Origin of the sequence: Streptomyces sp. NPDC057939 (genome assembly GCF_042887545.1) — a bacterium.
Classification (GTDB): Bacteria; Actinomycetota; Actinomycetes; order Streptomycetales; family Streptomycetaceae; genus Streptomyces.
On sequence record NZ_JBHVPG010000013.1, the window covers coordinates 79,610 to 92,344 of the forward strand.

Sequence of the window (12,735 nt, forward strand, 5' to 3'; positions counted from 1 at the left end):
CCGGCCCGCGCCGCTACAACTTGCGCAGGCTCAGCTTCTGCACCTTGTGGTCCGGACCCTTGCGCACCACGAGGGTGGCGCGGCCGCGGGTGGGAGCCACGTTCTCCATCAGGTTCGGCTTGTTGACGGTCCGCCACATCGTCTGCGCGTACTCCAGCGCCTCCTCCTCGGAGACCTGCGTGTACTTGCGGAAGTACGAGAACGGGTTCTGGAACGCGGTCGCGCGCAGCTTGCGGAACCGGCCCAGGTACCAGCGCTCGATGTCCTCCGGGCGGGCGTCGACGTACACGCTGAAGTCGAAGTAGTCGGCGAGCCCGACGCGGGTCCGGCCGTCCTTGCCCGGCAGCGCCGGCTGGAGGACGTTGAGGCCCTCGACGATGAGGATGTCCGGGCGCCGCACCACGAGCCGCTCGTCCGGGACGATGTCGTAGATCAGGTGGGAGTAGACGGGGGCCGTCACCTCGTCCTTGCCGGCCTTGATGTCGGCGACGAACCGGGTCAGCGCGCGCCGGTCGTAGGACTCGGGGAAGCCCTTGCGGGAGGTCAGCCCGCGGCGCTGGAGCTCCTTCATCGGGTACAGGAAGCCGTCCGTGGTGACCAGCTCCACCCGGGGGTGCTCCGGCCAGCGGGCCAGCAGCGCCTGGAGCAGACGGGCCACGGTGGACTTGCCGACGGCGACCGAACCGGCGACGCCTATGACGAACGGGGTGCCCTGCTGGGCGCCGTGTCCGTTGCCCGCGTCACCGAGGAAGGTGTTCAGGGTGCCGCGCAGGTTGCTGGTCGCCCCGACGTACAGGTTCAGGAGCCGGGACAGCGGCAGGTAGACGTCCCGGACCTCATCGAGGTCGATGACGTCCCCCAGACCGCGCAGCTGCTCCACCTCGTCCGCGGTGAGGGGAAGTGGCGTGCGCTCGCGCAGCGCGCTCCACTCCGCCCGGGTGAGGTCGACGTACGGGGAGGCGTCGGGGGCCCGGCGGGGGCCGGTGCGCTCCGCCCCGCGCTCCGGCGTGCCACGCGTCGGCGATGTGATCACAGGGCCATTGTCGGGGCTCGGGGGCGTCCGTGGGTGGTGGGGTCGGTCACGTCGGCCGGTCCGGGACGGATCGGGGCAGGTCAGACATGGTTTCGGCGCAAGTGTGCAGGGTTGTGCGCGAGCAGGTATCGATCGGAATCCCGGGAAGTCTCGTCAGCATCACGATTGCCGGAGCGGCCCGTGATCCCGATCGTGCGATCGATCGGCGCCCGTACATTGATCGTCATCGCGGCCTTCGATGCGCGCCCCGTCCGGCGGGGCGCCGCTCGGGCTGCCCTGCTGCTCGTCGTGACTCATGGGGGAGATCCATCGTGCGTACCGCACTCGTCCGTCGTACCGTCCTGACCGCTTCCGCGCTGTCCCTGGGCCTGCTGGTCACCGCCTGCGGTTCCGGCGACTCCGACGCCAAGAAGGACGCCAAGCCGTCGGCCGCCGCCAGTGGCGCGGCGTCCTCGGCGGCGCCGGGCGCGAAGGGCAAGTCGGACGCGGAGGTCGCGGCGCTGGTCGTCACCCAGGCCGACCTCGCGGACCAGGTCGTCTCGGCCGAGAGCGCCGCCAAGGTCGTCGCCATGCCGGCCGAGGCCGAGAACGCCGCCTGCAAGCCGCTGGTCCAGATCATGGCGTCGCAGAAGCCCGGCGCGGCCACCGGCCTCGGCCGCACCGGCTCCAAGGACAAGCCCAAGGAACTGCCGGCGAACGCCACCGCCGAGCAGAGGGTCGAGGCCACGCTGAAGGCGATCGGCGGCTCCCAGACCCTGGTCACCGTCACCTCCTACGACAGCAAGGGCGCCGAGGAGGCCCTCGCCGCCGTGAAGACCGCGGCCACCGCCTGCGCCGCCGGCTTCACCATCACCTCGGACGGCGACAAGGTGAAGTTCGGCGCCGTCGCCCCGGGGGCCGCCGTCACCGGTGGCGACGAGGCCGTGTCCTACGCCGCGCCCATGGACCTGGAGGACGGCGACAAGTCCGCCACCCACTTCGTGGCCGTGCGCAAGGGCAACACGCTGGCCACCTTCTACACCTGGGGCCTGAAGGCCGAGCAGCCGAAGACCGTCGTCGACGCACAGGTCAAGAAGCTGGGCTGAGCCGTGCGCGCCCGACCGGGCGCGCGTGTTCGAACAGGTCGTCGACCCCGTTCCGGTGGATTCCCCGGAGCGGGGTTTTCGTCCTGTTCGGGTACGGGGCACGGGGCGCACATCGGCGTACGCTGCCGCCTATGTGCGGAATTGTGGGTTACGTAGGAGCGCAATCGGCGCTCGATGTGGTCATCGCCGGACTGAAGCGGCTGGAGTACCGCGGCTACGACTCGGCGGGCATCGCCGTGCTCGCCGACGGGGAACTCGCCAACGTCAAGAAGGCCGGCAAGCTGGTCAACCTGGAGAAGGAACTCGTCGGGCAGCCCCTGCCGGCCGGCTCCACCGGCCTCGGGCACACCCGGTGGGCCACCCACGGAGGGCCCACCGACGTCAACGCCCATCCCCATCTGGACAACTCCGGCCGGGTGGCCGTCGTCCACAACGGAATCATCGAGAACTTCGCGGAACTGCGCGGCGAACTGGCCGAACGCGGGCACCGGCTGGAGTCCGAGACCGACACCGAGGTCGTCGCGCACCTGCTCGCCGAGCAGTTCGCGGTGTGGGGGGACCTCGCCGAATCCATGCGCCGGGTCTGCCGGCGGCTCCAGGGCGCCTTCACCCTGGTCGCGGTGCACGCCGACCAGCCGGACGTCGTCGTCGGCGCACGCCGCAACTCCCCGCTGGTGGTGGGCGTGGGCGAGGGCGAGAACTTCCTCGCCTCGGACGTCGCCGCCTTCATCGCGCACACCCGCTCCGCGATCGAACTCGGCCAGGACCAGGTCGTCGAACTGCGCCGCGACGGGGTCGTGGTCACCGACTTCGACGGGGCGCCCGCCGAGGTGCGGGCGTACCACGTCGACTGGGACGCCTCCGCCGCCGAGAAGGGCGGCTACGACTACTTCATGCTCAAGGAGATCGCCGAGCAGCCGAAGGCCGTCGCCGACACCCTCCTCGGCCGGATCGACGGCAGCGGCCTGCTGACCCTCGACGAGGTCCGCATCCCCACCTCGGTGCTCCGCGAGGTCGACAAGGTCGTCATCGTGGCCTGCGGCACGGCCTACCACGCGGGCATGATCGCGAAGCTGGCCATCGAGCACTGGACCCGCATCCCCTGCGAGACCGAACTGGCCAGCGAGTTCCGCTACCGCGACCCGATCCTCGACCAGCGGACGCTCGTCATCGCGATCTCGCAGTCCGGCGAGACCATGGACACCCTGATGGCGCTGCGGCACGCCCGCGAGCAGGGCGCCAAGGTGCTGGCCGTCTGCAACACGAACGGCTCCACCATCCCGCGCGAATCGGACGCCGTGCTCTACACGCACGCCGGCCCCGAGGTCGCCGTCGCCTCCACGAAGGCGTTCCTGACGCAGCTGGTGGCCTGCTACCTCGTCGCCCTCTACCTCGGGCAGGTCCGCGGCACCAAGTGGGGCGACGAGATCCAGGCCGTGATCCGGGAGCTCTCGGACATCGCCGCCGCCGTGGACACCGTGCTGGAGACGATGGAGCCCGTACGGGCCCTCGCGCGCTCCCTCGCCGACAAGGACACCGTGCTGTTCCTCGGCCGGCACGTCGGCTACCCGGTCGCGCTGGAGGGCGCGCTCAAGCTCAAGGAACTCGCGTACATGCACGCCGAGGGCTTCGCGGCGGGCGAGCTCAAGCACGGGCCGATCGCGCTGATCGAGCAGGACCTGCCGGTGGTGGTCGTCGTACCGTCGCCGCGCGGCCGGTCCGTGCTCCACGACAAGATCGTGTCGAACATCCAGGAGATCCGGGCCCGCGGGGCGCGGACCATCGTGATCGCGGAGGAGGGCGACGAGGCCGTCGTCCCGTACGCCGACCACCTGATCCGGATCCCCGCGACGCCCACCCTGCTCCAACCGCTGGTGGCGACCGTGCCGCTCCAGGTCTTCGCCTGCGAACTGGCGACCGCGCGCGGCAACGAGGTCGACCAGCCGCGTAACCTCGCCAAGTCGGTGACCGTGGAGTGAGCGATCAGTAGGGCTGGTTCGTTGCTGTGATTGTCGGTGTGGGGATTGACGTTGCCGAGATCGAGCGGTTCGGCGCCGCGCTGGAGCGCACGCCGAACATGGCGCACCGCCTCTTCCTCGAATCCGAGCTGACACTGCCGAGCGGCGAGCGACGCGGAACCGCCTCGCTCGCCGCCCGCTTCGCCGCCAAGGAAGCCCTCGCCAAGGCACTCGGAGCGCCCGCCGGACTGCTGTGGACCGATGCCGAGGTGTACGTCGAGGACAGCGGCCGACCCCGGCTGCGCGTCTCCGGGACGGTCGCCGCGCGGGCCGCGGCCCTCGGGGTGAAGTCCTGGCACATCTCGCTGAGCCACGACGCCGGAGTCGCGTCGGCCGTGGTGATCGCCGAGGGCTAGGACCTGTTCCGGGCCCCGGGCGGCGTCCTTCGGGCACGCTGGGGGCATGCGTACTGCTTACAGCGTGGAGACCGTACGGGCCGCCGAGCGCGAGCTGATGGCCCGGTTGCCCGAAGGCACCCTCATGGCCCGGGCGGCGGCCGGACTGGCCGTCGTCTGCGCGGGTCTGCTCACGCGGCGCCGTGGCCGGGTCTACGGCGCGAAGGTCGTGCTGCTCGTCGGACCCGGCGACAACGGCGGCGACGCCCTGTACGCTGGCGCCCGCCTGGCCCGGCGCGGCGCCGGGGTGACGGCCGTGCCGCTGGACCCCGAACGGGTGCACGCGGGCGGGCTCGCCGCCCTGCGGGCCGCCGGAGGGCGACTCGCCCGGGTCGTCCCCGCGCGGGCGGACCTCGTCGTGGACGGGCTGCTCGGCATCGGCGGCCGCGGCGGGCTGCGCCCGGCGGCGGCGGCCCTCGCGGAACGCGTGCCCGACGGCGCGCTCGTCGTCGCCGCGGACCTGCCCAGCGGCGTCGACGCCGACACCGGGGAGACGGCGGGCCCGGCCGTCACGGCCGGGGCGACGGTCACCTTCGGGGCGTACAAGCCCGGACTGCTCATCGACCCGGGGGCGTCGCTGGCCGGCGCCGTCCGGCTCGTGGACATCGGGCTGGAGCTGCCCGCCCCCGACCTGGAGGCCCTCCAACACGCCGACACGGCGCGGCTGTTGCCGGCCCCGACGGCGTCGAGCGACAAGTACCGGCGGGGCGTCGTCGGCGTCGTCGCCGGGTCCGACCGCTACCCGGGCGCGGCGGTCCTGGCCGTCGCCGGAGCGCTGCGCGGCGGCGCCGGCGCCGTCCGGTACGTGGGCCCCCCGGCCGTCGCGGAGGCCGTCCTCGCGCGGTACCCGGAGACCCTGATCGGACGCGGCCGGGTGCAGGCGTGGGTGGTCGGGCCGGGCATCGGCGACGGGCGCGGCGCCGAGGTCGCCGAGGCGCTGGCCGACCGGGACGCGGCGGTCCTCGTCGACGCCGACGGGCTGCGCGGACTGGACCCGGCCGTGGTGCGCGCACGCCGGGCGGCGACCCTGCTGACCCCGCACGCGGGGGAGGCGGCGGCCCTGCTCGGAGTGGACCGGGCGGCGGTCGAGGCGGGCCGGCTGGCCTCCGTACGGGCGCTGGCCGCGCGGTACGGGGCGACGGTCCTGCTGAAGGGATCGACCACGCTGGTGGCCGCCGGCACGGCCCCCGTCCGGGTCAACCCGACCGGAACCCCCTGGCTGGCGACCGCCGGCAGCGGTGACGTGCTGTCAGGGCTGGCCGGATCGCTGCTCGCGGCCGGGCTCGGCGGGGCCGACGCCGGATCGGTGGCGGCGTACCTGCACGGCCTCGCCGCCCGCCGCGCCTCGGCCGGAGCCCCGGTGACGGCCCACGAGGTGGCGCGGGCCCTGCCCGACGCGTGGCGCGACGTCCTGCGCTGACGCGCCGCCCGAGCGGGAAGTTTGTCCCGGAGGGCCGGATTGGCCCCGTACCGCGACCGGTGCGGGGCGGGCGGTACGGGGCGGTTCTGAGAGACTGACCCCGATGAACGAGACTCCGACGCGCGTGTACGCCGAGATCGACCTTGACGCAGTACGGGAGAACGTGCGCGCGCTGCGCGCGCGGGCGCCCCGTTCCCGGCTGATGGCCGTCGTCAAGGCGAACGCCTACGGGCACGGGGCCGTCCCCTGCGCCCGGGCGGCCCGGGAGGCCGGCGCCGACTGGCTCGGGACCGCGACCCCCGAGGAAGCGCTCGAACTGCGCGCCGCCGGCATCGAAGGACCGGTGCTGTGCTGGCTGTGGACCCCGGGCGGCCCCTGGCGGGAGGCCATCGAGGCCGACATCGACGTGTCCGTCAGCGCGATGTGGGCCCTGGACGAGGTCCGGGCCGCGGCCCGCGCCGCCGGCCGCCCCGCCCGCGTCCAGCTCAAGGCCGACACCGGCCTCGGCCGCAACGGCTGCCAGCCCGCCGACTGGGCGGAACTGGTCGGCGCCGCCGTCGCCGCCCAGGCCGAGGGCACCGTCCACGTCACCGGCGTCTGGTCGCACTTCGCCTGCGCCGACGAGCCCGGTCACCCGTCCATCCAGCTCCAGCTCACCGCCTTCCGCGACATGCTCGCGTACGCGGAGAAGGAGGGCGTCGACCCCGAGGTGCGGCACATCGCCAACTCCCCGGCCACGCTCACCCTCCCCGAGAGCCACTTCGACCTCGTCCGCCCCGGCCTCGCCGTCTACGGCGTCTCGCCGGCGCCCGAACTCGGCACCCCCGCCCAGCTCGGCCTGCGCCCCGCCATGACCGTCAGGGCGTCCGTCGCCCTGGTCAAGACGGTTCCCGCCGGGCACGGCGTGAGCTACGGCCACCACCACGTCACCAAGTCCGGGACGACGCTCGCGCTGATCCCCGCCGGGTACGCCGACGGCTTCCCGCGCAACGCCTCCGACGCCGGGCCCGTCCTGGTCGGCGGCCGGATCCACCACGCGGCCGGGCGGATCGCCATGGACCAGTTCGTCGTCGACCTCGGATCCGACCCGGGGGCCGCGACGGTCCGCGCCGGGGACGAGGCCGTCCTGTTCGGTGACGCCGAACGGGGCGAACCCACCGCCGAGGACTGGGCTCAAGCGGCACATACGATCGGGTATGAGATCGTCACCCGTATCGGAGGCCGGGTCCCCCGGGTGTACCTGGGCGGCTGAGTGAGGACGGCGACGGCATGAGCGAGAACTGGCGCAAGGCCGGCTGGGCCGGTGCGGCCATCGGCGTGCTGGCGGCGGGCGCGGCGGCCGGTGTCGCCGTCGAACGGATCACCGTCGGACGCGGCATCCGGATGAAGGCGCGCCTCGCGCTCGACGCGGCCGGCGACTACGGCTCCCTGCGCGGCACCGAGGGCACCTGCCGGGCCGAGGACGGCACCGAACTCCACTACGAGATCGACGAACTGCCCGACGACGGCAAGAAGCGGCGCCCGCGCCGCACGGCCACCGCCGGCGCCACCGTCGTCTTCTGCCACGGCTACTGCCTCGGCCAGGACTCCTGGCACTTCCAGCGCGCCGCCCTGCGCGGCGTGGTCCGCAGCGTCTACTGGGACCAGCGCAGCCACGGCCGCAGCGCTCGGGGCGTCGCCCAGGCCGAGGGCGTGCCGGTGACCATCGAGCAACTCGGCCGGGACCTCAAGGCCGTCATCGACGCCGCCGCCCCCGAGGGCCCCCTCGTCCTCGTCGGCCATTCGATGGGCGGAATGACCGTCATGGCCCTCGCCGAGCAGTTCCCCGACCTGGTGCGCGACCGCGTCGTCGGCGTGGCGCTCGTCGGCACCTCCAGCGGCCGCCTCGACGAGGTGACGTACGGACTGCCCGCCTACGGCCTGGGCGCCGTACGCCGCATGCTCCCGGGCGTGCTCAAGGCCCTCGGCTCCCAGACCGAACTCGTCGAGCGGGGCCGGCGGGCCACCGCCGACCTCTTCGCGGGCATGATCAAGATGTACTCGTTCGGTTCGAGGGACGTGGACCCCGGCGTCGCCCGCTTCGCCGAGCGGCTGATCGAGGCGACCCCGATCGACGTCGTCGCCGCGTTCTACCCGGCGTTCCAGATCCACGACAAGACCGCCGCCCTCCAACGCTTCGCGGACATCCCGGTCACCGTCATCGCCGCCGACCGGGACATGATCACCCCGCCCGAACACAGCGTCGCCATCAAGGAGACGCTGCCGGCCGCCGAACTGGTGGTGCTGGAAGGCACCGGGCACCTGATGATGCTGGAGCGCCCCGACATCGTGACCGGGCTGCTGACCGGCCTCCTGGCGCGCGCGGGAGCCCTCCCCGCAGCGGCTAACGTTGGGACGCATGATGGAAGAAGTACCGCGGGAAGCGCCGCGCAGCCCGGCCGCTGAGGTCCTCGCCGCAACCGCCGCCGAAACCCTGATCACCGTCGACTCGCCCGCCTCCATGCAGGACCTGGGCCGCAGGATCGCCGGCCTGCTGCGCCCCGGCGACCTCGTCCTGCTGACCGGCGAGCTCGGCGCCGGCAAGACCACCCTGACCCGGGGCCTCGGTGAGGGGCTCGGCGTCCGCGGGGCGGTCACCTCCCCGACCTTCGTGATCGCCCGGGTGCACCCGCCCCTGGCCGACGGACCGGCGCTGGTGCACGTGGACGCGTACCGGCTGGGCGGCGGGCTCGACGAGATGGAGGACCTGGACCTCGACGTCTCGCTGCCCGAGTCCGTGGTCGTCGTCGAATGGGGCGACGGCAAGGTGGAGGAGCTCTCCGACGACCGCCTGCACGTGGTCATCGGCCGTGCGGTGGGGCACGAGGAGGTCCTGGACGACGTGCGCGAGGTCGCGGTGCGCGGCGTCGGGGCGCGCTGGGTCGGAGCGGGGTTGGCGGAGCTGGCGTAGGGCCCGGTCCGCGTCGGCGCCCGGGATCGGTCGGCCGGGGAGCGTCCCGGGCGTCCGGCCGGGGCTCCTCGCGCGAAAAGGTACCGACAAGTCGTCGGGAAAAACATTGCGCTTCCGGCGGGCTGCGTGGTCACATGGTACTCAGCACTGGTTAGGTTTACCTAAGTACGGTGGCCCGGGGTTCAGGAGGCAGCCATGTCGGTAGCAGGAGCAGAGCGAGCGCCCGTCGTGTCCATGCGGGTCCTGCTCGCGGCGGGCGCGGCCGCCACGGCGGTCTCGACCCCACCCTCGTGGCTCGGCCGGGCCCCGGAAGCACCGCGCCCCGTCGCCGTGGCCCCCGCGCACGGCGAACAGGCCGCCCCGGAGTCGGAAGCGGCCTGATACCACGTACGGGTGAAAGCGCGTCGGGAGGCGGCGGGGCGGTCGGGAGACCGCCGGTCGGCCGGGCGACGTCGCGTCATCGGGCGGAGGGCGCCGCGTGATCGGGCGAGCACGTCGCACCATCGGTCGAGGCGTCGCGTCGTCGCCGGAGGGCGTCGCGCCGGTCGGAGCGCTTCGGGTCAGGGAACGACGATGATCTTCGCGCCGATGGTGGCGAACGCCCACATCGCGTCGCCGTCCGCACGCGCCATGCGGATGCCGCCGGTCTTCTTCGCCACGTCCGGCGCGGGCGTCGCACCGTCCACACGGGCACTGAAGCCGACCGCGATGCCCTCGGTGCTGGTGAACCGCACGACGTGCTCGATCGGCACCCCGTCCGTGCCGGTGACCGAACCCGAGCGCGAGGTGACCGCGTAGCTGCCGGGCGCCGGGTTCACCGTGCTCGGCACCACCGTGAAGGTCCGCGGCTCCGGAGCACCCTCCGTGACCAGCCACACCCGCTTCTGACCCAGCGAGTACACGACGCGCGTCCCGGCCCCGGAATCGGCCGGCAGGGCCCCCGGCTTCGCCGGCTGCTGGGCCTGCGCCTGGTCGGGGGCGGGCGTGGCGGGAGCGGACGGAGCCGCCTTCGGGGGGAGCGCCGGCGCGGTCGCCGAGGCCTGGTAGCCGAGGAACGCGACGGCGGCGATTGCCGCGACCGTGAGCCCGGCCACGATTCCCGAGCTGCTGCGTGCCACCTTGCTCCACCTCTCCGCGCCTGTGTGTGGACCTGCGTCCGGACTTGGGTGCGATAACCCCGGTCGAAAGGTAGCAGCAGGACCGCCCGCCGCCCCGGCCGCAAGGCCCGGGGGCCCGGGAGTCGTAGGCTGTTCGCGTGCTCTTGCTCGCTGTAGATACCGCCACGCCCGCCGTCACCGTCGCCCTGCACGACGGGGAGTCCGTCCTCGCCGAGTCGAACCAGGTCGACGCCCGCCGTCACGGGGAGCTCCTGCTGCCCTCCGTCGACAAGGTCCTCGCCGAGGCCGGGGTGAAGCTCGAAGCCGTCACCGGCATCGTCGTGGGCGTCGGCCCCGGCCCCTACACCGGGCTCCGCGTCGGCCTCGTCACCGCCTCCACCTTCGCCTCCGTCCTCGGCGTCCCGGTCCACGGCCTGTGCACCCTCGACGGCCTCGCGTACGCCGCGGGCGCCGCCGGCATCGAGGGCCCCTTCGTCGTCGCCACCGACGCGCGGCGCAAGGAGGTCTACTGGGCCCGGTACGAGGACCCCCGCACCCGGACCGGCGAGCCCGCCGTGGACCGCCCGGCCGACATCGCCGAGCACGTCGCCGGACTGCCCGCCGTGGGCCAGGGCGCCCACCTCTACCCCGAGGTGTTCGCGGACGCGCGCGCCCCCGAGCACCAGTCGGCGGCCTCCCTCGCCGCCCTGGCCGCCGAGCGGCTCGCGGCGGGCGTCGAGTTCCTCCCGCCCACCCCGCTCTACCTGCGCCGGCCCGACGCCCAGGTGCCCAAGAACTACAAGGTGGTCACCCCGAAGTGACCCCCGAGACCCCCGCGCTGCGCGAGATGCGCTGGTGGGACATCGACCCGGTGCTGGAGCTCGAACACGAGCTCTTCCCCGACGACGCCTGGTCCGCCGGCATGTTCTGGTCCGAACTCGCCCACGCGCGCGGCCCGCACGCCACCCGCCGCTACGTCGTCGCCGAGGACCCGGCGACCGGCCGCCTGGCCGGCTACGCCGGGCTGGCCTCCGCCGGTGACCTGGCCGACGTACAGACCATCGCGGTCGCCCGCGAGCAGTGGGGCACCGGCCTCGGGGCCCGGCTGCTGTCCGAACTGCTGCGCGCCGCGACCGCCTTCGAATGCGCCGAGGTGCTGCTGGAGGTCCGGGTCGACAACACCCGTGCCCAGCGGCTCTACGAGCGCTTCGGCTTCGAACCGATCGGCTTCCGCCGCGGCTACTACCAGCCCGGGAACGTCGACGCGCTCGTGATGCGACTGACCGACCCCGCACAAGCACGAACTGAGAGCAGTGAGAGCAATGGCTGACGAACCTCTCGTCCTCGGCATCGAGACCTCCTGCGACGAGACCGGCGTCGGCGTCGTCCGCGGCACGACCCTGCTCGCGGACGCCATCGCGTCGAGCGTCGACGAGCACGCCCGCTTCGGCGGCGTCGTGCCCGAGGTCGCCTCCAGGGCCCACCTGGAGGCCATGGTCCCCACCATCGAGCGCGCCCTGAAGGAAGCCGGCGTCAGCGCCCGCGACCTCGACGGCATCGCGGTCACCGCCGGGCCGGGCCTCGCGGGGGCGCTCCTGGTGGGCGTCTCGGCGGCGAAGGCGTACGCGTACGCCCTGGGCAAGCCGCTCTACGGGGTCAACCACCTCGCCTCGCACATCTGCGTCGACCAGCTGGAACACGGGCCGCTGCCCGAGCCGACCATGGCGCTGCTGGTGTCCGGCGGCCACTCCTCGCTGCTGCTGGCCCCGGACATCACCTCGGACGTCCGTCCGCTCGGCGCCACCATCGACGACGCCGCCGGCGAGGCCTTCGACAAGATCGCCCGGGTGCTCCAGCTCGGCTTCCCCGGCGGCCCGGTCATCGACCGGCTCGCCCGTGAGGGCGACCCCCGGGCGATCAACTTCCCGCGCGGCCTGACGGGTCCGCGCGACGCGGCGTACGACTTCTCCTTCTCCGGCCTCAAGACGGCCGTCGCCCGCTGGATCGAGGCGAAGCGGAAGGCGGGCGAGGAGGTCCCGGTGCGCGACGTGGCCGCCTCCTTCCAGGAAGCGGTGGTGGACGTGCTGACCCGCAAGGCGATCCGCGCCTGCAAGGACGAGGGCGTCGACCACCTGATGATCGGCGGCGGTGTCGCCGCCAACTCCCGGCTCCGCTCGCTCGCGCAGGAGCGCTGCGACGACGCGGGGATCATCCTGCGCGTGCCGCGGCCCAAGCTGTGCACGGACAACGGCGCGATGGTCGCGGCGCTGGGCGCCGAGATGGTCAAGCGGAACCGGCCCGCATCCGATTGGGACCTGTCCGCCGATTCCTCGCTGCCGGTGACCGAACCGCACGTCCCGGGGGCGTCGCACGGGGACGGCGACGGGCACGGGCACTCGCACGGTCACGGTCACGGGCATGATCACGACCACGTGCACGAGCTCAGCAAGGACAACCTCTACTCGTGAGCACCGTCGCGCTGATGTGGGAGGCCCGGGCCGTCGAGGGCCGGGGCAACGAGCTCCTGGAGTGGGCCCGGGCCCAGGTCCTGGCCCGCGAGCCGGTGCGCCGCGAGGTGCTGCGGGCCGGCCAGGACCGGGTGCTGGTGGTCACCTGGTGGGAGGCCGCCGAGGGCACGGCGACGGAGCTGCCCGAGCTGCCGGAACCGGCCGCCGACCTGATCACACGGGCCGTGCACAGGTGGCGGTTCGAGTCGGTGGAGGTCACGGGCGGCTGA

The 12,735-nt window shown here is 73.5% G+C and carries 14 protein-coding genes; 12 read left to right on the forward strand and 2 right to left on the reverse strand.

Going from position 1 to position 12,735, the window contains the following annotated elements; all coding sequences use genetic code 11:
- Nucleotides 1-13: 13 nt before the first annotated feature.
- Complete coding sequence (gene coaA, locus ACFVS6_RS17275; RefSeq protein WP_389704598.1) at nucleotides 14-1,033, reverse strand: type I pantothenate kinase; 1,020 nt, start codon at nucleotides 1,031-1,033, stop codon at nucleotides 14-16.
- A gap of 311 nt (nucleotides 1,034-1,344) precedes the next feature.
- Between coaA and ACFVS6_RS17280 the strand changes: the two genes are divergently transcribed.
- From ACFVS6_RS17280 to ACFVS6_RS17315, 8 genes are all read left to right on the forward strand, one after another.
- Nucleotides 1,345-2,118 carry a hypothetical protein gene (locus tag ACFVS6_RS17280; RefSeq protein WP_389704599.1) on the forward strand — a complete coding sequence of 258 codons (774 nt, stop codon included), beginning with the start codon at nucleotides 1,345-1,347 and terminating at the stop codon, nucleotides 2,116-2,118.
- Nucleotides 2,119-2,249: 131 nt separating this feature from the next.
- Nucleotides 2,250-4,097, forward strand: coding sequence for a glutamine--fructose-6-phosphate transaminase (isomerizing) (glmS, locus tag ACFVS6_RS17285; RefSeq protein WP_389704601.1), 1,848 nt, complete (start codon nucleotides 2,250-2,252; stop codon nucleotides 4,095-4,097).
- A gap of 26 nt (nucleotides 4,098-4,123) precedes the next feature.
- Nucleotides 4,124-4,492: a holo-ACP synthase gene (locus tag ACFVS6_RS17290; RefSeq protein WP_389704602.1), complete on the forward strand. Its 369-nt coding sequence runs from the start codon at nucleotides 4,124-4,126 to the stop codon at nucleotides 4,490-4,492.
- Between the two features lie 46 nt (nucleotides 4,493-4,538).
- Nucleotides 4,539-5,951 carry an NAD(P)H-hydrate dehydratase gene (locus ACFVS6_RS17295; RefSeq protein WP_389704604.1) on the forward strand — a complete coding sequence of 471 codons (1,413 nt, stop codon included), beginning with the start codon at nucleotides 4,539-4,541 and terminating at the stop codon, nucleotides 5,949-5,951.
- A gap of 103 nt (nucleotides 5,952-6,054) precedes the next feature.
- Entirely contained in the window at nucleotides 6,055-7,203 is a 1,149-nt protein-coding gene (alr, locus tag ACFVS6_RS17300) for an alanine racemase (protein ID WP_389704605.1), read from the forward strand.
- A gap of 17 nt (nucleotides 7,204-7,220) precedes the next feature.
- Nucleotides 7,221-8,396, forward strand: a complete 1,176-nt coding sequence (locus ACFVS6_RS17305; protein WP_389704607.1) for an alpha/beta fold hydrolase — start codon at nucleotides 7,221-7,223, stop codon at nucleotides 8,394-8,396.
- Entirely contained in the window at nucleotides 8,353-8,901 is a 549-nt protein-coding gene (tsaE, locus tag ACFVS6_RS17310; RefSeq protein ID WP_389704709.1) for a tRNA (adenosine(37)-N6)-threonylcarbamoyltransferase complex ATPase subunit type 1 TsaE, read from the forward strand. The genes ACFVS6_RS17305 and tsaE overlap by 44 nt, the downstream gene beginning before the upstream one ends.
- A 195-nt stretch (nucleotides 8,902-9,096) precedes the next feature.
- Nucleotides 9,097-9,282, forward strand: coding sequence for a hypothetical protein (locus ACFVS6_RS17315; protein WP_389704609.1), 186 nt, complete (start codon nucleotides 9,097-9,099; stop codon nucleotides 9,280-9,282).
- A gap of 179 nt (nucleotides 9,283-9,461) precedes the next feature.
- Here the strand turns inward: ACFVS6_RS17315 and ACFVS6_RS17320 are convergent, their stop codons facing one another.
- Nucleotides 9,462-10,019: a hypothetical protein gene (locus tag ACFVS6_RS17320; RefSeq protein WP_389704611.1), complete on the reverse strand. Its 558-nt coding sequence runs from the start codon at nucleotides 10,017-10,019 to the stop codon at nucleotides 9,462-9,464.
- Between the two features lie 137 nt (nucleotides 10,020-10,156).
- Here ACFVS6_RS17320 and tsaB point away from each other — a divergent pair, with 137 nt between their 5' ends.
- From tsaB to ACFVS6_RS17340, 4 genes are read left to right on the forward strand one after another with little or no spacing between them, the layout of a single operon-like run.
- Nucleotides 10,157-10,819, forward strand: a complete 663-nt coding sequence (gene tsaB, locus ACFVS6_RS17325) for a tRNA (adenosine(37)-N6)-threonylcarbamoyltransferase complex dimerization subunit type 1 TsaB (RefSeq protein ID WP_389704613.1) — start codon at nucleotides 10,157-10,159, stop codon at nucleotides 10,817-10,819.
- A gap of 26 nt (nucleotides 10,820-10,845) precedes the next feature.
- Nucleotides 10,846-11,328 (forward strand): ribosomal protein S18-alanine N-acetyltransferase, encoded by a 483-nt coding sequence (rimI, locus tag ACFVS6_RS17330; RefSeq protein ID WP_281204277.1) that lies wholly within the window; start codon nucleotides 10,846-10,848, stop codon nucleotides 11,326-11,328.
- The gene (gene tsaD / locus ACFVS6_RS17335; protein ID WP_389704614.1) at nucleotides 11,321-12,466 is read left to right on the forward strand and encodes a tRNA (adenosine(37)-N6)-threonylcarbamoyltransferase complex transferase subunit TsaD; all 1,146 of its coding nucleotides are present in this window, start codon (nucleotides 11,321-11,323) and stop codon (nucleotides 12,464-12,466) included. The genes rimI and tsaD overlap by 8 nt, the downstream gene beginning before the upstream one ends.
- The gene (locus ACFVS6_RS17340) at nucleotides 12,463-12,735 is read left to right on the forward strand and encodes a hypothetical protein (protein WP_389704615.1); all 273 of its coding nucleotides are present in this window, start codon (nucleotides 12,463-12,465) and stop codon (nucleotides 12,733-12,735) included. Before tsaD ends, ACFVS6_RS17340 begins: the two co-directional genes overlap by 4 nt.